Genomic DNA, 16,771 nt, shown 5'->3' on the forward strand with positions numbered 1-16,771 from the left:
TGGAACCGGGCTGTGGATCGGGTCGGTGCCGGTCGAACTCAGTCGCCGAACATCTTCTGCTTGAGCTCGCGGCGCTGCTGCGCCTCGAGCGAGAGGCTGGCCGTGGGCCGCGCGATGAGCCGGCCCACGCCGATGGGCTCGCCGGTTTCCTCGCAATAGCCATAGTCGCCGGCCTCGATGCGCGCGATGGCCTGCTCGATCTTCTTGAGCAGCTTGCGCTCGCGGTCGCGCGTGCGCAGCTCCAGGGCGTGCTCTTCCTCGATGGTGGCGCGGTCGGCCGGATCGGGCACGACGACGGTGTCCTCGCGCAGGTGTTCGGTGGTTTCACCCGCGTTGTTGAGCATGTCGGTCTTCAGGCCCTTGAGCTTGGTCTTGAAGAACGCCAGTTGCACGTCGTTCATGTACTCGCTGTCGGGCATGGCCAGCACGTCAGCGTCGGTGAGCTGTTCGACCTTGAGGGTCTTCCAGTTGTTGGCCCGCTTGGGGTCCTTCTGCAGGGATGGGGGGGCGGGGGACGTCATGACGGTTCGTTCATTCACGGGAGAGAAAGTCGCCTTGGGGGCGTCTGGGGCATGGCTGGGCGCGGAGGCCGGCTGGGACATCTGCGCCAGCATGGCCTTGCGCGCCTCGCGTTTGCCCATGGGCGCCGGCGAGGGTTCGGTCGCGGTGGGCGCCGCAGCGCTGGCCACCTTGGAAATGAGGTCGCTGGCCACGGCCGCCGCCTTGGCGGCGGGCGATGCCGCGACCTTGGCCTTGACCGGTGCCTTGGCGGCGGCTTTCACCACCGGCTTCTTGGCGGTCGGCGCTTTGGCCACGGGCTTCGCCACGGCCTTGACAGCGGGTTTCACCGGCGGCTTGGCCACGGCCTTGGGCAGCGGTTTCGGCGCCGCCTTCTTGGCCACGGCCTTGGGCGCCTTCACGGGTGCCTTCGCCGGTGCCTTGACCACGGCCTTCTTCGCCACCGGCGCCTTCTTGGCCACAGCCTTGACCGGGGAGGCCTTCTTGTGTGCCACCGGCTTGCCGGCACGCGCCGTGGCGCCCGAGGCGACGGACTTGCCTGCTTTCGCTGCCTTGGAAGCCGGGGCTTTCACAACGGGTCTCCTTGGGATGGCCGGCACGCCCCTTCACAGGGATCGCGCCCGGCTCGTGGACCGATGGCGACGGGCTCCAACCCGGGCCCGCCATCGGCAAAGGCGCTGTTATACCCCCTTGCCGTGTGACAAATGCCCTGGTTGATTCGGGGCGCGATTGTAGCCATGCGCGAAGCGCAGCCCGCGCCGGCCGGCAGACCGGGGCAGGCCGTGGTGAGACAAACGACACGGCCCGGCCCCCTGCGCTGAATGGCCCGACCCGCGCCCGGTTCAGGCCAGGCTCTGCTCGAGCCCCTGCTCGAGGATGTCGCGCGGCAGTTCGATGCCGATGAACACCATCTTGCTCACGCGCTTTTCGTCCGGCCCCCACTCGGGGCCCAGGTCACTGCCCATGAGCTGGTGCACGCCCTGGAAGATGACCTTGCGCTCGGTGCCTTGCATGTGCAGCACGCCCTTGTAGCGCAGCATGCGCGGGCCGTAGACCTGCACGATGGCGCCCAGGAAGTCCTCCAGCTTTTCGGGGCTGAAGGGGCGCTCGGCGCGGTAGACGAAGCTCTTGACGTCGTCGTCGTGGTGGTGGTGGTGCCCGTGGCCGTGCTGGTGCGAGGGGTGGTCGCAGTGCTCGCCATGGGCGTGGTCGTGGTCGTGGCCATGGTGGTCGTGGCCATGGTGATCGTGGTCGTGATGGTCGTGGTCGTCGGCCTTGAGGAAGTCCGGGTCGATCTCGAGCTTGGCGTTGAGGTTGAAGCCGCGCAGGTCGAAGACCTCGTTGATGGCCACTTCGCCGAAGTGCGCGGGCCGCATGGCCGCGCGCGGGTTCATGTGCTTGAGGCGGTGGACCAGGGCATCGACCTCGTCGGCCGAGACCAGGTCGGCCTTGCTGATGAAGATCTGGTCGGCGAAGCCCACCTGGCGACGCGCCTCCTGGCGGTCGTTGAGCTGCTGGGCGGCGTGCTTGGCGTCCACCAGGGTGACGATGGCGTCCAGCAGGTACTGCTCGGCCACCTCGTCGTCCATGAAGAAGGTCTGGGCCACGGGGCCGGGGTCGGCCAGGCCGGTGGTTTCGATCACCACGCGCTCGAAGTCGAGTTCGCCCTTGCGCTTTTTCTGCGCCAGGTCGGCCAGCGTGGCGCGCAGGTCGTCGCGGATGGTGCAGCAGATGCAGCCATTGCTCATCTGGATGATGTTTTCGGTGGTGTCGGCCACCAGGATTTCGTTGTCGATGTTCTCTTCGCCGAACTCGTTCTCGACGACGGCGATCTTCTGGCCGTGGGCCTCGGTGAGCACGCGCTTGAGCAGGGTCGTCTTGCCCGAGCCGAGGAAGCCGGTGAGGATAGTGGCGGGGATCAGGGCCATGGTGCGTAGGGGGTGGGGAAAACGAAGGCGGAAGAGTGTAGGCCAGCCCGGTGCGAACCGGCTTCAGGGCCGGCGCATCACCACCAGGCCCTTGAGGTATTCGCCTTCGGGGAAGCTCACCGTCATCGGGTGGTCACGGGCACCGCCCAGGCGCAGCAGGAAAACGCCGTCCACGCCGGCTTCCAGGCCGGCCGAGGCCACGATTTTGTGGAACAGCTCCACCCCCACCCCGCCGGAGCAGGAGAAGGTGAACAACACGCCACCCGGGCGCAGCAGCTTGAAGCCCAGGCGGTTGAGGTCCTTGTAGGCGCGCGCGGCGCGCTCGGCGTGCGCCGCCGTGGGGGCCAGCTTGGGCGGGTCGAGCACGATGCCGTCGAATTGCCGGCCCTCGTCGATGAGGCGGCGCAGGGTGGCATTGACGTCGGCGTCCCGCCACTCGCAGCGGCCGGCGTCGAAGCCATTGAGGGCCACATTGGCCCGGGCCAGCTCCAGCGCGGGCCCCGAGGAGTCGACGGAGAGCACGCGCTCGGCACCGCCGGCGAGCGCGGCCACGGTGAAACCGCCGGTGTAGCAAAAGCCATTGAAAACCTCGGCCAGGCGGTGCCGCGCCACCAGTTCGCGGCAGGCGGCGCGGCTGTCGCGCTGGTCGAGGTAGTAGCCGGTCTTGTGGCCGCTGGCGATGTCCAGGCCCAGGCGCCAGCCGTGTTCCTGCAGCACCAGCGCCGTCTCGCCCTGCCCGCGCAGCCAGCCGGTGGCGTCGGCCAGGCCTTCCAGGCGCCGGCTGCTGGTGTCGCTGCGCTCGTACAGGCGCTCGCAGCCGCTGAGCTCGAGCAGGGCGTCCGCGATCACGTCCTTCCAGCGCTCGACGCCGGCGGCGCCGAACTGGGCGACCAGGGTGTCGCCGTAGCGGTCCACCACCAGGCCGGGCAGGCCGTCGGACTCGGCGTGCACCAGGCGCACGCCATCGCTGTCGATCGCCAGGCGCTCACGCAGGGCCAGGGCGGCGCGCAGGCGCTCCTTGAAGAAGGCGGCGTCGATGCGCTGCCGTTGATCGAAGCTCCAGGCGCGCACGCGGATTTTCGAGGCGGGCGAGACGGCGCCCCAGGCGAGGAACTGGCCGTCGGCGCCCTCCACGCGCACGGTTTCGCCGGGGTCGCCGCCACCCTTGGCGATGGCACCGTCGAACACCCAGGGGTGGTGGCGCTGCAGGGAGCGTTCCTTGCCGGGCCTGAGTCGGATGGATTTCATGCCCGGTCGTGTCCGTGGGGTGGGGTGGCCTTACTTGGCGCGTGGCTTGCGGGCCTGGGCGCGCGGGTGCGCGGCGTCGTAGACGCGCGCCAGGTGCTGGAAATCCAGCCGGGTGTACACCTGCGTGGTGCCGATGCTGGCGTGGCCCAGCAGTTCCTGCACGGCCCGCAGGTCGCCGCTGGACTGCAGCACATGGCTGGCGTAGGAATGGCGCAGCATGTGCGGGTGCACCGGCGTGGCCAGGCCGGCCTGGATGGAACGGCGCTTGAGCCGCACGCGGATGTACTGCGGCGTGAGCCGCCCGCCGCGCTGGCCGATGAACAGCGCCGCGTCGTCCCGCGCGAAGGCGGGGCGCAGGTCCAGCCAGCGCCGCAGCGCGTCCAGCGCCGCGCGGCCCACGGGCACGCTGCGCCGCTTGCTGCCCTTGCCCAGCACGTGGGCCTCGGCGCCGCTCAGGTCGATCCAGCCGCGCGCCGTGGCGCTGGCCGCCACGTCCAGCCCCACCAGTTCGCCGATGCGCAGGCCGCAGCCGTACAGCAGTTCGGCGATGCAGGCGTCGCGCGCCTCCAGCGCCGGGTCGTCCTCGGCGTCTGCGTGGCCCATCAGGCGCACGGCCTCGTCCACCGGCAGGGCCTTGGGCAGGGGCTTGCCGGCCTTGGGCGCGCGCACGTCGTTCACCGGGTGCTGCTGGATCAGGCCCTGGCGGCCCAGCCAGCCGTAGAAGCCGCGCCAGCCCGAGAGGATGAGCGCGATGCCGCGCGCGCTGCGCCCACCCGAGTGCATCTGCGCCACCCAACGCCGCACATGCGCGGGCATCACGTCCGCCAGGGCCACGCCGGCCTCGCGCGCGTTCGCCTGCAGCTTCTCCAGATCGCCCGTGTAGAGCGCCAGCGTGCGATCGGCCAGGCGCTTGTCCACGCGCACGTGGTCCAGGTAGGCCCGCACCAGGCCGGCGTCGTCGCTGCGGGCCGGCCCGGCGTGGCTCATTCCGTGGCCGCGGCCACCACCGGGCGCAGGCGCGAGAGCGCGGCGCTGGTGAGTTCGCCGATGCGTTCGAGGAAGTCGGTGCCCATGTCGGAGGCGAAGCGCTGCGGATCGGGCGAGGCCAGCACCAGCAGGCCGAAGGCCTCGGGCGCGGCGCCCGCGCGCAGCGGGATCAGCGCCAGCGACTGGGCCGACGAGGGATCGACCAGCCACTGCGCGGCCTCCAGGCCCGGGTTGTGGCCGCAGTACGGCACCGCCAGCGAGCCCGCGAAAGCCTGGGCATCCTGGCTCGCGCCCTGGGCGTAGTCCTCGCCGGCGAACTCGGCCGACACGCCCCAGACCTTGATGCCCACCTGCGGCACCAGGAACTGCGCCGACAGCTCGGTCGCGGCCACGCGCGGCAGGTCGCGCGCCTCGCGCACCAGCAGCAGTTCGCGCATCCAGCGCTGCAGCTTGTCGGCGATGGCGGTGTTCTCCTTGCCGTGGCGCATCATCTCGGCGGCCTTGAGCTCCAGGCCGCGGATCTTCTCGCGCAGCATCTCGGCCTGGCGCTCCTGCAGGCTCACGGCGCGCCCGCCGTGCGGGCTGGTGAGCTGCACCGCCGCCAGCAGGCTGGCGTGGCGCTCGAAGAAGTCGGGGCTGTTGGCCAGGTACTGGGCGATGTCGTCCTCGGTGATGGGCGGGATCGGCTGGGTCATGGTGGTGGGCGAAAAAGACTACGGTTGGTTCAGCTCGTCGGGCACGGTGATCTCGCCCTCGAACACGGGGGTGGCGGGGCCGGTCATGAACACGGGGGCGTCGTGTTCGGGCGTGTCGACCCATTCGATGGTGAGCACGCCGCCACGGGTGTGCACGTCCACGCGCGAGCCCAGCCAGCCCAGGCGGATGCCCGCCACCACGGCGGCGCAGGCACCGGTGCCGCAGGCCAGGGTTTCGCCCGCGCCGCGTTCGTACACGCGCAGCTTCACGGTGCGGGTGTCGATCACCTGCAGAAAGCCGGCGTTGACGCGCCGGGGAAAGCGCTCGTGGTTTTCGATCAGCGGGCCCCAGGCCGCCACCGGCGCGGTGTCGACGTCGTCGACCAGCAGCACCGCGTGCGGGTTGCCCATGGACAGCACCGCCACGTACTGGTCGCCCGCGTAGGGCACGGCCAGCGGCCAGCGCTCGAAGTTGCCGAGCTTCTCGGCCTTCAGGCCCTTGGCGTCGAAGGGCACCTGGGGCAGCGCGAAGACCGGCGGGCCCATGTCCACGGTGACGCGGCCGTCGGGCAGGCGCTTGAGCTCCAACACGCCGTTCTTCACCTTCACGCGCAGCGGGTTTCGCTCGCTCAGGCCCTTGTCGTGCACGTAGCGCACGAAGCAGCGCGCGCCGTTGCCGCAGTGCTCCACCTCGCCGCCATCGGCGTTGTGGATGACGTATTCAAAGTCAAGGCCCGGCTCGGGGGCCTCGCGCACGGAGAGGATTTGGTCGGCGCCAACGCCGAAGTGGCGGTCGGCGAGAAAGCGGTACTGCGCCGTGCTGAGCCCGAGCCGTCCGCGCGTCTCGTCGAGCACGACGAAGTCGTTGCCCGCGCCTTGCATCTTGGTGAAGCGGATCCGCATGGAGGCGGATTATCCGCGTTGCCCGCGGCCCCTGACGCGCGCACGACGCAAGACCGTGCCGCCCTCCCCCACAATCCCGCCATGGTCCGCCCCACCCAACTCCTGCACCCGCCCCGCCCTGCCGCGCCGCTGCGCCCCGCCGCCACCGTGCTGCTGCTGCGCGACGGACCCGATGGTGTCGAGGTTCTGATGACCCGCCGCTCCATGACGGCCAGCTTCGCGCCCGGCGCCTACGTGTTCCCGGGTGGCGGCATCGACGCCGCCGACGCCCAGGCCTTCGGCGCCGCCGCGCGCCGCCCCACGCAGACCGACCTGCGCCTGACCCAGGCCATCGCCGCCATCCGCGAGAGCTTCGAGGAGTTGGGCGTGCTGCTCGCGCGCCGCGCCGACGGCGGCTGGGCCACGGCCGAGGACATCGCCGCGCTCGACCGAAAGGCCCCCTTCGCGCCGCAATGCACCGCGCGCGGGCTCAAGCTGGCGGCCGACGAGGTCTTCGTGCTCGCCCACTGGATCACCGACCGCGACCTCTCGCGCCGCTTCGATGTGCCGTTCCTCATCGCACGCATGCCCGAGGGCCAGGAGCCCGTGGCCGACGAGAGCGAGCAGTTCGAGCCCCTGTGGGTGCGCCCGGCCGACGCGCTGGCGCGCCACGCCGCCGGCCAGTTTTTCATCATCTTCCCGACCATCCGCACGCTGGAGCGCCTGCAGGCCCACGCCTCGGTGCAAGCGGTGCTGGACGCCTGCGCCGCGCACGACGAACCGCTGTGGACCAGCTGCCCGCGCGCCGGCCTGGTCCGGGGCCGCGAGTCGCGCCACATGGAACACGAGCCGCCCTTCGGCGAGCTGGCCCTGGTCTGCCCCGACGGCCAGATCGTGCACCCGCTGGACTGGCAGCACGAACAGCCGGTGCCGCTGCTCAAGCAGGTGATGCGCCTGACCGCGCCCAACAGCGGCGTCATGACCGGCCCCGGCACCAACAGCTACATCGTGGGCGACCCAGCCAGCGGCTACATCGCCATCGACCCGGGCCCGGACGACGGCGCGCACATCGAACGCCTGTGGCGCGCCTGCGGCGCCGACCTGCGCGCCATCGTCTGCACGCACTCGCACCCCGACCACTCGCCCGGCGCCGCGCGCCTGCAGACCCTGTGCGTGCAGGCCGGCGCCACGCGCCCACCCATCCTGGGCCTGGCCAGCGCGGCCACCGCACGCGAGAACAGCCGCTTCACGCCCGACCGCGCGCTGGCCGACGGCGAGCGCCTGGCGCTGCTGGCGCCCGACGGCACCACGCACACGCTGATGGCCGTGCACACGCCCGGCCACGCGGCCAACCACCTGTGCCTGGTGCTGCTGGAAGACGGCCTGCTGTTCTCGGGCGACCACATCCTCAATGGCAGCACCACGGTGATCGACCCGCCCGACGGCGACATGAGCGCCTACCTGGCGTCGCTGGACCGCCTGGCCGCGCTGTGCGACGAACAGGGCATCGAATTCATCCTGCCCGCGCACGGCCACGTGCTGGGCGACCTGCGGCGCACGGCCGACAACCCCTCGGCGCCGGTGGAGGGCGGCGCGCGGCGCGCCATCGACCAGCTCAAGGCGCACCGGCTCGCGCGCGAGGCCAAAATCGCGCGCGCCATGCAGGTCCGGCCCGACGGCGGCCTGGACGACTGGGTGCCGCTGGCCTACGACGACGTGCCCGAGCGCCTGTGGCCGGTGGCGCGGCGCTCGCTGCTCGCCCACGTGGAGCGCATCCGCGCCCTGGGCGGCTTCAACGCCTGAGGACGGCGGCCAGGCCGCTGGCGGCCTGGCCTGCGCCGCGCGCTCAGAAGCGCCGGCCGTACACGATGCCCACGCCCTCGGCCTTGACGCCGTCCTTGTCGTGGTAGTTCATCCAGTTGGCCTGCAGGTAGGACACCGGGCTCAGGTGGACATTGACCCCCAGGCCGTAGGCCGTGTCGGTGCCGGTGTCGTCCCGGTTGATGCCGCCCGCCGACAGCTCCAGCTTGGTCCGCGCCACGCCCACGCGCCCGAACAGCTCGACCCGCTCGCCCAGCGGCAGCGTCGGCTTGAGGAACAGGCCGTAGGTGCTGGGCACCTTGGCATCGATGCCCGTGTTCACGCCATTGAGCTTGATCTCGTCCTTCATCACGCCGCCGGCCACATGGCCTTCGACGGACAGAAACGGCCACAGGCGGTAGCCCAGCGTGCCCGTGAGCAGGCCGGGCTTGGCCTCGGCGCTCAGGGGGCCGTCCTTGGCGGTGATCTTCAGCTGCGACAAGCCGATCTCGCCGTACAGCTTCGGGTCGGACGGGGACTGGACCTGCTGGGCGGAGGCGGCGCTGGCCAGCCCCGCCGCGAGCAGGGAAACGAGCATGGTTCTGCTGAGGTGCGTCATGTGCGGTCCTTTCGGTCAAAAACCCTCCGGGACCGATAGGGCAAACGCCGTACCTGGCCGCTGGCGCGGCCGGCACATGACGGCAGGAAGAAAAGTGTGAAGCGCGCCGGTACGCCGGATTCTGTGCGCCCCGGTTGCCCGGAACGTGACCGCCATTCCTCTGGGCCGCCGGTCACCCGAACGGCTCGATGCCACCTACCCGCCAGCTCCGCGGAGCCACATCAACGCTGGCCTATTTGGTGTTGCTGCGCGTAGAGATTGCCCGTTTCACCCGGTCTGGGTTGCCCCGGACCGACTCGTCTCTGTTGCTCTGATCCTCACCTTAGGGCCCCGCGGGCGAACCCTCGGGGCTTGTCGGTGGAGAGGTGTTACCTCCTACGCTGCCCTGCGCAGTCCGGACGTTCCTCCAGCACACCCTTTCGGGTCTTGTGCCAGCGGCGGTCTGGCGCGCTTCACGGGCGCGATTATCTCGCGTCCTCAGATCAGCCGCTCGATGCGGCGGTGCCGCCAGACAAAGCGGTAGAACGCCGTCTGCAGCAGCAGCATCGCCACGTAGGCCACGGGGAAGGCGAGCCAGATGCCCGGCAGGCCGAGCCGCGCGTCCAGCAGCCAGGCGGCGGGCAGCTGCACGCCCAGGATGCAGAAGATGGAGATCGCCATGGGCACCATCACCACGCCACTGGCGCGCATCAACCCGCCGACGATGGCCTGGAAACCAAAGACCAGGATGCTCCACAGCATGATGTGCAGCAGGTGCTCGGCCTGCAGCCGCACCTCGGCCTGCGTGAGAAACAGCCCCAGCAGGTGGTGCGACAGCCCATAGCCGAGCAGCACCAAGGCGCCGGTGAGCACCAGGTTGAGCCACAGGCCGGTGCGCAGGATGGCGCCGAGCCGGTCGACCCGGCCCGCACCGATGGACTGCGCCGCCAGGATGGAGGTGGTGATGGCGATGGACAGCGCCGGGAACTGCACGTAGTTCACCACCTGCGTGACCGCGCCGTAGGCCGCCGTGGCCTGCGATCCGTGGCCGTTGACCAGCGCCAGGATGACCAGCTCCGAGACGGAGATCACCACCATCTGCACGCCCGTGGGCAGGCCGATGCGCATCACCTTGCCGAGGATGGCGCGGTCCAGCCGCAGCGCGGCCCGCATCTCGGCGTCGAAGGCCATCACGCTGCCCTGGCGCGCCAGGCGCCAGCCCAGGAACACCAGCGCCAGCGCGTAGGACACCAGGCCCGCGTAGGCCGCGCTTTGAATGCCCAGCGGCGGCAGGCCCAGCCAGCCCTTGATGAGCGCCGGCGTGAGCAACAGCCCCAGCACCGTGGACATCAGCAGCGCCAGCAGCGGCGAGACCGTGTCGCTGATGCCGCGCAGCAGCTGCGTGAACAGGATGAACACCAGCAGCAGCGGCATGATCAGCAACATCACGCGCGCGTAGGCCACGGCATCGTCCAGCACGTCCAGCGGCGTGCCCAGGGCCTGCATGGCGGGCCGCGCGAACGCCACGCCCAGCGCGGCGGCCACCAGGCCGATCAGCGCCCCCAGCATCAGCGCCGTGCCGGCGATGGCCTTCACCTTGTGCGGCTCGCGCGCGCCCCAGGCTTGGCCGATCAGCACCGAGGCGCCCGCGCCCAGGCCGATCACCAGCGAGATGAAAAAGAACACGATGGGGAACATGCCCGAGACGGCCGCCAGCGCGTGCGTGCCGAGCATCTGCCCGATGAAGATGCCGTTGAGCGTGCCCGACAGCCCTTGCAGGATGTTGGACAGCACCATGGGCACGAGGAACACGAGGTAGACCCGCCAGAGCGGGCCTTGTGTGGAGGGAGGCATGGGAAGGGTCCGGAAAGGGTGGATCAGTCGTTGGGGTCGGCGTCGGGATCGGCGGGGCCGGTGGCCATGAAGGCCTCGCGCGCCAGCCAGCTGGCGTGCGCCTGCACGTCCGGCGGCCAGGGCGCGATCTGGCGGGCGAAGGCCTCGGCGTCGTGCGCGAACAGCGCGCGCGCGGCCTCCTCAAAGCCGGGAAAGCCGCCCGCGATGGCGCTCATGAAGCGGTAGGCGCGTTCGGTGGCCTCGCGCCGCGCGTCGCGGCCGGCGTGCACGCGACGCGCTTCGTCGACCAGCCGGCGCAGCGCGGCCGAGGCGCCGCCGGGCTGGCGGGCCAGCCAGTCCCAGTGGCGGGGCAGCAGCGTCACCTCGCGCGCCACCACGCCCAGGCGCGGCCGGCCCACCTGCGGCGCGGCGGCGACAGGGGCATCGGGCGGCGGGGCCGGGAAAGGGTAGTCGACGAGCGCACCACTGGCGTCGTCGAACACCAGCAGGCCACCAGCCGACAGGTCCAGCGCGCCCAAGGCGCGGGCGACCTCGTCGCAAGCGCCAAAAGCCACGCGCCGCGCGCCCAGAAAGGCGGTGCACCGGGAGGGAGATTTTGCAGACATGGCTGAAATTATACCCGGGTATTTTTATTTTGCCCGGATCAATTAAAAACCGGGTCGGGCGCGGGATTGGGGACAATGCGCGGCTTCGTCTGCTTGATCGCCACAAGCCCCACGACCCATGATCCGCATCGCCGAACTCAAACTCCCCCTGGCCGAGGTGCCGGCCGAAGCGCGCCGCGCCGCCGACGCGCCCAGCGAAACCGAGGCCGACCGCGCGCCGCCACCGCACCCGGTTCAGGCGCTCACCCGACTGGCCGCGCAGGCCCTGGACATCGACCCCGCCGCCATCGCCGCGCTGACGGTCTTCAAGCGCAGCTTCGACGCCCGCAAGGCCGAGCTGCTGGCGGTCTACATCGTCGATGTGGCCCTCGCCGACGCCTCGGCGGAGCCGGGTTTGCTGTCGCGCCACGCCCAAAACCCGCATGTGCGTGCTACGCCCGACATGTCGTGGACCGCGCCCGGCCACGCGCCCGAGGGGTTTCCGCGCACCGGGGACGAGCGCCCCGTGGTGGTGGGCCTCGGCCCCTGCGGTCTGTTCGCGGCGCTCGCCCTGGCGCAGATGGGCTTGCGGCCCATCGTGCTGGAGCGCGGCAAGCCCGTGCGCGAGCGCACCCGGGACACCTGGGGCCTGTGGCGCCGCCGCGTGCTGAACCCGCAGAGCAACGTGCAGTTCGGCGAAGGCGGCGCGGGCCTGTTCTCCGACGGCAAGCTCTACAGCCAGATCAAAGACCCGCGTTTCCTCGGCCGCAAGGTGATGAACGAGTTTGTCGACGCGGGCGCGCCGGGCGAAATCCTCTACACCGCGCACCCGCACATCGGCACCTTCAAGCTCGTGAAGGTGGTGGAGGCCATGCGCGAAAAAATCATCGCCCTGGGCGGCGAGATCCGTTTCCAGCACCAGCTCACGGGCCTGGTCACCGAAGGCGATGGCGCCGCGCGGCGCGTGCGCGCCCTGCGCGTGCACCGGCTCGACACGGACGAGCACCTGGAGTTGCCCGCGCGGCGCTTGGTACTGGCGCTGGGCCACAGCTCGCGCGACACCTTTGCCTGGCTCTGGGACCAGGGCGTGGCCATGGAAGCCAAGCCTTTCTCGGTGGGTTTCCGCATCGAACACCCGCAAAGCCTGATCGACCGCGCCCGCTGGGGCCGCCACGCCGGCCACCCGCTGCTCGGCGCGGCCGACTACAAGCTCGTGCACCACGCGAAAAACGGCCGCGCGGTCTACAGCTTCTGCATGTGCCCGGGCGGCACGGTGGTGGCGGCCACGTCCGAGCCCGGGCGCGTGGTCACCAACGGCATGAGCCAATACTCACGCGCCGAGCGCAACGCCAATTCGGGCCTGGTGGTCGGCATCGAGCCCAACGACTACCCGCAGAGCTTTCCGCGGGACACGCCGCTGTGGACCGCCGCCTTCGGCGAAGCCGACGGCGCGCGCTACGCCGCCCAGGCCGAGACCCTGCGCGCCCAAGGCCGTCACCACCCACTGGCCGGCGTGGTGCTGCAGCGCCAGCTGGAGAGCCGCGCCTACGAACTCGGCGGCAGCGACTACAGCGCGCCCGGCCAGCGCGTGGGCGACTTCCTCGCCGCGCGGCCCAGCACCGCGCTGGGCGAGGTCGAACCCTCCTACAAGCCCGGCCTGCACCTCACCGACCTCGCGCCCTCGCTGCCGGCCTACGCCATCGAGGCCATCCGCGAAGCCCTGCCCGCCTTCGGCCGCCAGATCCGCGGCTACGACCTGCCGGACGCCCTGCTCACCGGTGTGGAAACACGCACCTCTGCGCCGCTGCGCATTCACCGCGACGAAGGCCTGCAAAGCCCGAACACGCGCGGCCTGTACCCGGCGGGCGAAGGCGCGGGCTACGCCGGCGGCATCCTGTCGGCCGGCGTGGACGGCCTGAAAGTGGCCGAAGCCCTGGCCCGGGACCTGCTCGGCCTGCCGCCCGTCGGGGGCTTTACAAAAAATGACAAGCTTGGCGCGCCGGCTTGACGTCCCAGGCGCAGCATGCAGCTTCCCCATTCCTCTTTCAGGAGCCTTCCGTGAACACCCCCCGATCGCTCGTCTGGCTTCCCCTGGCGGCCGCGCTGGCCGCCGCCACCGGCGCGGCCCACGCCCAGGAAGCGCAAGGCCGCGTCATCAGCAGCACACCCATCATCCAGCAGGTGGCCGTGCCGCGCGATGTCTGCTCCGATCAGCAGGTGACCTACCCGGGCCGCAAGTCGGGCGCCGGCGCGGTGCTGGGCGCCATCGCGGGCGGCGCGGCGGGCAACGCCATCGGTGATGGCAGCGGCCGCGCCGCGGCCACCGTCATCGGCCTCATCGGCGGCGCCATGCTGGGCAACCGCATCGAAGGCTCCAGCCCGCCGCAGACCGAGATCGTGCGCAACTGCGGCACGCAGACGTTCTACGAGCCCCGCACGGTGGCCTACGACGTGGTCTACGAGTACGCCGGTCAGCAGTACCGCACCCAGATGGCGCAAGACCCGGGCCGTTACGTGCGCCTGAACGTCACGCCCGTGGACGCCATGCCCCCGCCGCCCCCCGCCTACCCTTCGCGCCCGCAGGTGCGCTACGAAACGCCGGAGCCGCCCGTGGTGTACAGCGACGGCTACGCGCCGGGCTACTCCAACATCTCCACCGAGGTCGTGATCATTGGCGGCCAGCGCTACTTCCGGCCCCCGGGCTGGCGCGGCCACCCCGGTCCGGGCTACCACGACCACGGCTACCCCCGCTTCGAGCGCAACCGCTGAGTTCTTCCGCTACCCGGCAACTCAAGAAAAAAGGCCACCCCAGGGTGGCCTTTTTGCCGGGCGCTCGCGGCGCGATCAGCCTTGCTGCAGCGCGGCGATGCGCTCTTCGATCGGCGGGTGGGTGCTGAACAGCTTGCCCAGGCCACCGGTGATGCCCAGGGCCTGCATGGTCTTGGGCAGTTCGCCGGGCGTGAGGCCACCCAGGCGGGCCAGGGCATTGATCATGGGCTGCTTGCGGCCCATCAGCTGCGCGGCGCCGGCGTCGGCCCGGAACTCGCGCTGGCGGCTGAACCAGGCCACGATGATGGCGGCCAGGAAGCCCAGCACGATGTCCATCACGATGGTGGTGACCATGTAACCGATGCCGGGGCCCGAGTTGCTGTCGCTGCCGCGGCGCAGGAAGCTGTCCACCGCGTAGCCGATGACACGCGACAGGAACACCACGAAGGTGTTCATCACGCCCTGGATCAGCGTCATGGTGACCATGTCGCCGTTGGCCACGTGCGCGACCTCGTGGCCGATCACGGCCTCGACCTCTTCGCGCGTCATGTTCTGCAGCAGGCCGGTGGACACGGCGACCAGCGCGCTGTTCTTGAAGGCGCCGGTGGCAAAGGCGTTGGGCGCGCCCTCGAAGATGGCCACCTCGGGCATGCCGATGCCAGCCTTGTCGGCGAATTTCTGCACCGTCTGCACGATCCAGGCTTCGTCGGCCGTCTGCGGTTGGTTGATCACGCGCGCGCCGGTGCTGAACTTGGCCATGGGCTTGCTGATGAGCAGCGAGATGATCGCGCCGCCGAAGCCGATGACGAGCGAGAAGCCCGCCAGCGCCGTCATGTTCAGGCCGTTGGCGGTGAGGAAACGGTCCACGCCGAGGATGCGCGTGGTGATGAGCAACACCGCCATCACGGCGACGTTGGTCAGGACGAACAGCAGGATGCGTTTCATGTGTGCTCCGTTAGGCGCCGGCGCGTGGGGGCCGGCTGCGCCACTGACCCGGTTTCGGGCCTTCAGGTTCCCGGTGCCGGGTCAAGGGCAGCGGATGATACCGGCACCGAAAGTGGGGTTGATGGCGCCGGTTTCAAGCCGCGCGCGGTGGACGGAACACCGCCGCATCGGCGTAGAACGCGGGGTCGGCGTTGCCGTCCCACCAGCCCGGCACGCCCAGCACGGGCAGCGGCGTGAAGGGTTTGGCGCGCAGCCGCGCGGCGTCCAGTTGCGCGGCCAGCCAGGCGTCCCAGGCCGCGAGGTCGTCGCCCAGCGACTGGGGCACGGGCAGCGCCAACACGTGCGCGGTGATGGATTTGTAAGGCCGGGCCAGCTTTTCCAGCAGCGCATGCCCGAAGGGCAGCAGCCGCGCGCGCGCCCAAGCCCCCCGCTGCGCGACGAACAGCTCGGTCCAGTCGCGCGCCCGCAGGGCCCGCCACAGCGGCTCGGGGGCCTGCAGCAGGGCTGCGTTCTCGTCGAACAGGGTGATGGCGTCTCGCAGCGGCCCGCGCACCGCGCCCACGCCGTCGGCCGCGATGGCCTGGGCCTGCAGGCGGTTGAGTTGGCGCTTGCTCGCGGGGAAGCGGTGCCAGATCAGCCCATTGAACAGGTCGTGAAGGTTCTCGCGCGTGGGCACGCTGGCCGTGGCGGCGATGAAGGCCTCATAGGCCTGGCCCTCGGGCAAGGCCGATTGGGACACGGCGCGCAGCGGACCCGGCGCATGCCGGTTCAGGGCCTCGGGCAGGGGCAGGCCCTGCGCCTGCGCGGCCTGCACCGCACGGCCCGCCTCGGCCACGGAGGCGAACCACGGGGCCGACCAGTGAATGGCCATGCCGTCGCCGGCGTTCAGGCCAGCAGCCGCCAGCGCAGCGCCTCGCCCGCGCGCAGGGGCTTGAGTTCGGCCTCGCCGAAGGCATAGGACTCGGGCGGCGTCCAGGTCTCGCGCCGCAGCGTGACCGTGCCGACGTTGCGCGGCAGGCCATAGAAGTCGGGCCCGTGGAAGCTGGCGAAGCCCTCGAGCTTGTCCAGCGCGCCGGCGGCTTCGAAGGCTTCGGCGTACAGCTCCATGGCCGCGTGCGCCGTGTAGCAGCCCGCGCAGCCCACCGCGTGCTCCTTCAGGTGCGCGGGGTGCGGCGCGCTGTCGGTGCCCAGGAAAAAGCGGTCGCTGCCACTGGTGGCGGCCTGCACCAGGGCCACGCGGTGCGTCTCGCGCTTGAGCACGGGCAGGCAGTAGTAGTGCGGACGGATGCCACCCAGGAAGATGGCGTTGCGGTTGTAGAGCAGGTGGTGCGCGGTGATGGTGGCCGCCGTGTGCGGGCCCGCACCGGCCACGTACTGCGCGGCTTCCTTGGTGGTGATGTGCTCCATCACGATCTTCAGTTCGGGGAAGTCGCGGCGCAGGGGGATCAGCACCTGGTCGATGAACACCGCCTCGCGGTCGAACAGGTCGATGTCGGCGGACGTGACCTCGCCATGCACCAGCAGCTTGAGGCCTTCGCGCTGCATGGCCTCCAGGGTCTTGTGGGTCTTGCGGATGTCGGTCACGCCCGCGTCGCTGTTGGTGGTGGCGCCGGCGGGGTACAGCTTGAGGGCCACGACACCGGCCGCCCGGGCGCGCGCGATTTCCTCGGGCGGCAGGTTGTCGGTGAGGTAGAGCGTCATCAGCGGCTCGAAGGCCACGCCGGCGGGCACGGCCGCCAGGATGCGCTCGCGGTAGGCCTGCGCCTGCGCCGCCGTGGTCACCGGCGGCTTGAGGTTGGGCATGATGATCGCGCGGCCGAACTGGGCGGCGGTATGGGGCACCACGGCCTGCAGGGCGGTGCCATCGCGCACGTGCAGGTGCCAGTCGTCGGGGCGGGTGAGGGTCAGGGAGTCGGGGGTGGCGGCGCTCATGGTGCCGCGATTGTCGCAGCCACCACGGAT

At 70.9% G+C, this 16,771-nt stretch carries 15 protein-coding genes and 1 other RNA gene; 3 read left to right on the forward strand and 13 right to left on the reverse strand.

The annotated features are described in order from the left end of the window. Window positions 1-38 precede the first annotated feature (38 nt). From dksA to dapF, 6 genes are all read right to left on the reverse strand, one after another. Complete coding sequence (gene dksA, locus JNX00_RS17520; protein ID WP_204743022.1) at window positions 39-1,091, reverse strand: RNA polymerase-binding protein DksA; 1,053 nt, start codon at window positions 1,089-1,091, stop codon at window positions 39-41. Window positions 1,092-1,361: 270 nt separating this feature from the next. Beyond that, window positions 1,362-2,447, reverse strand: a complete 1,086-nt coding sequence (locus JNX00_RS17525) for a GTP-binding protein (RefSeq protein ID WP_204743023.1) — start codon at window positions 2,445-2,447, stop codon at window positions 1,362-1,364. A 63-nt stretch (window positions 2,448-2,510) separates the two neighbouring features. Then, window positions 2,511-3,695 carry a class I SAM-dependent rRNA methyltransferase gene (locus JNX00_RS17530; protein WP_204743024.1) on the reverse strand — a complete coding sequence of 395 codons (1,185 nt, stop codon included), beginning with the start codon at window positions 3,693-3,695 and terminating at the stop codon, window positions 2,511-2,513. A 30-nt stretch (window positions 3,696-3,725) separates the two neighbouring features. After that, on the reverse strand, window positions 3,726-4,682 hold the full coding sequence (locus JNX00_RS17535; protein ID WP_070397229.1) for a tyrosine recombinase XerC: 957 nt from the start codon (window positions 4,680-4,682) through the stop codon (window positions 3,726-3,728). Further along, window positions 4,679-5,377, reverse strand: coding sequence for a DUF484 family protein (locus tag JNX00_RS17540; RefSeq protein ID WP_070397228.1), 699 nt, complete (start codon window positions 5,375-5,377; stop codon window positions 4,679-4,681). Before JNX00_RS17540 ends, JNX00_RS17535 begins: the two co-directional genes overlap by 4 nt. A gap of 18 nt (window positions 5,378-5,395) precedes the next feature. Next, window positions 5,396-6,280: a diaminopimelate epimerase gene (dapF, locus tag JNX00_RS17545; protein ID WP_204743025.1), complete on the reverse strand. Its 885-nt coding sequence runs from the start codon at window positions 6,278-6,280 to the stop codon at window positions 5,396-5,398. An 81-nt stretch (window positions 6,281-6,361) separates the two neighbouring features. On the opposite strand from dapF, the gene JNX00_RS17550 reads away from it, so the two are divergent. After that, complete coding sequence (locus JNX00_RS17550) at window positions 6,362-8,062, forward strand: MBL fold metallo-hydrolase (RefSeq protein WP_204743026.1); 1,701 nt, start codon at window positions 6,362-6,364, stop codon at window positions 8,060-8,062. 43 nt (window positions 8,063-8,105) lie between these two features. Here the strand turns inward: JNX00_RS17550 and JNX00_RS17555 are convergent, their stop codons facing one another. The 4 genes from JNX00_RS17555 to JNX00_RS17570 form a co-directional block, all read right to left on the reverse strand. Continuing rightward, window positions 8,106-8,678: an outer membrane beta-barrel protein gene (locus tag JNX00_RS17555; protein ID WP_070397225.1), complete on the reverse strand. Its 573-nt coding sequence runs from the start codon at window positions 8,676-8,678 to the stop codon at window positions 8,106-8,108. Between the two features lie 94 nt (window positions 8,679-8,772). Further along, an RNA gene (gene rnpB / locus JNX00_RS17560) (RNase P RNA component class A) lies at window positions 8,773-9,132 on the reverse strand. Window positions 9,133-9,155: 23 nt separating this feature from the next. After that, a complete protein-coding gene (locus tag JNX00_RS17565) occupies window positions 9,156-10,511 on the reverse strand; it encodes an MATE family efflux transporter (protein WP_070397224.1) in 1,356 nt (451 codons plus the stop codon). A 23-nt stretch (window positions 10,512-10,534) separates the two neighbouring features. Further along, window positions 10,535-11,116 carry a DUF2239 family protein gene (locus JNX00_RS17570; protein ID WP_070397223.1) on the reverse strand — a complete coding sequence of 194 codons (582 nt, stop codon included), beginning with the start codon at window positions 11,114-11,116 and terminating at the stop codon, window positions 10,535-10,537. Window positions 11,117-11,234: 118 nt separating this feature from the next. Here JNX00_RS17570 and JNX00_RS17575 point away from each other — a divergent pair, with 118 nt between their 5' ends. Together JNX00_RS17575 and JNX00_RS17580 are read left to right on the forward strand one after the other, a co-directional pair. Then, on the forward strand, window positions 11,235-13,103 hold the full coding sequence (locus JNX00_RS17575) for an FAD-dependent protein (RefSeq protein ID WP_204743027.1): 1,869 nt from the start codon (window positions 11,235-11,237) through the stop codon (window positions 13,101-13,103). 50 nt (window positions 13,104-13,153) lie between these two features. Next, window positions 13,154-13,864 carry a glycine zipper 2TM domain-containing protein gene (locus JNX00_RS17580; protein ID WP_070397221.1) on the forward strand — a complete coding sequence of 237 codons (711 nt, stop codon included), beginning with the start codon at window positions 13,154-13,156 and terminating at the stop codon, window positions 13,862-13,864. 75 nt (window positions 13,865-13,939) lie between these two features. On the opposite strand, the gene htpX is transcribed toward JNX00_RS17580, so the two are convergent. The 3 genes from htpX to pyrC form a co-directional block, all read right to left on the reverse strand. Continuing rightward, window positions 13,940-14,809, reverse strand: coding sequence for a protease HtpX (gene htpX / locus JNX00_RS17585; protein ID WP_070397220.1), 870 nt, complete (start codon window positions 14,807-14,809; stop codon window positions 13,940-13,942). A gap of 133 nt (window positions 14,810-14,942) precedes the next feature. Beyond that, window positions 14,943-15,680 (reverse strand): DUF3025 domain-containing protein, encoded by a 738-nt coding sequence (locus JNX00_RS17590; protein WP_070397219.1) that lies wholly within the window; start codon window positions 15,678-15,680, stop codon window positions 14,943-14,945. A gap of 14 nt (window positions 15,681-15,694) precedes the next feature. Further along, window positions 15,695-16,741 carry a dihydroorotase gene (gene pyrC, locus JNX00_RS17595; protein WP_204743028.1) on the reverse strand — a complete coding sequence of 349 codons (1,047 nt, stop codon included), beginning with the start codon at window positions 16,739-16,741 and terminating at the stop codon, window positions 15,695-15,697. Window positions 16,742-16,771 lie beyond the last annotated feature (30 nt).

It is taken from the genome of Hydrogenophaga sp. YM1 (assembly GCF_016903055.1).
Classification (GTDB): Bacteria; Pseudomonadota; Gammaproteobacteria; order Burkholderiales; family Burkholderiaceae_C; genus Hydrogenophaga; species Hydrogenophaga borbori.

What these genes read in the sequence shown, in the direction of transcription:
- JNX00_RS17525 (WP_204743023.1), bottom strand. Translation starts at nt 2,447, where the DNA reads ATGGCCCTGATCCCCGCCACTATCCTCACCGGCTTCCTCGGCTCGGGC.
- JNX00_RS17550 (WP_204743026.1), top strand. Translation starts at nt 6,362, where the DNA reads ATGGTCCGCCCCACCCAACTCCTGCACCCGCCCCGCCCTGCCGCGCCG.
- JNX00_RS17575 (WP_204743027.1), top strand. Translation starts at nt 11,235, where the DNA reads ATGATCCGCATCGCCGAACTCAAACTCCCCCTGGCCGAGGTGCCGGCC.
- JNX00_RS17530 (WP_204743024.1), bottom strand. Translation starts at nt 3,695, where the DNA reads ATGAAATCCATCCGACTCAGGCCCGGCAAGGAACGCTCCCTGCAGCGC.
- dapF (WP_204743025.1), bottom strand. Translation starts at nt 6,280, where the DNA reads ATGCGGATCCGCTTCACCAAGATGCAAGGCGCGGGCAACGACTTCGTC.
- JNX00_RS17565 (WP_070397224.1), bottom strand. Translation starts at nt 10,511, where the DNA reads ATGCCTCCCTCCACACAAGGCCCGCTCTGGCGGGTCTACCTCGTGTTC.
- JNX00_RS17590 (WP_070397219.1), bottom strand. Translation starts at nt 15,680, where the DNA reads ATGGCCATTCACTGGTCGGCCCCGTGGTTCGCCTCCGTGGCCGAGGCG.
- pyrC (WP_204743028.1), bottom strand. Translation starts at nt 16,741, where the DNA reads ATGAGCGCCGCCACCCCCGACTCCCTGACCCTCACCCGCCCCGACGAC.
- htpX (WP_070397220.1), bottom strand. Translation starts at nt 14,809, where the DNA reads ATGAAACGCATCCTGCTGTTCGTCCTGACCAACGTCGCCGTGATGGCG.
- JNX00_RS17535 (WP_070397229.1), bottom strand. Translation starts at nt 4,682, where the DNA reads ATGAGCCACGCCGGGCCGGCCCGCAGCGACGACGCCGGCCTGGTGCGG.
- JNX00_RS17540 (WP_070397228.1), bottom strand. Translation starts at nt 5,377, where the DNA reads ATGACCCAGCCGATCCCGCCCATCACCGAGGACGACATCGCCCAGTAC.
- JNX00_RS17555 (WP_070397225.1), bottom strand. Translation starts at nt 8,678, where the DNA reads ATGACGCACCTCAGCAGAACCATGCTCGTTTCCCTGCTCGCGGCGGGG.
- JNX00_RS17570 (WP_070397223.1), bottom strand. Translation starts at nt 11,116, where the DNA reads ATGTCTGCAAAATCTCCCTCCCGGTGCACCGCCTTTCTGGGCGCGCGG.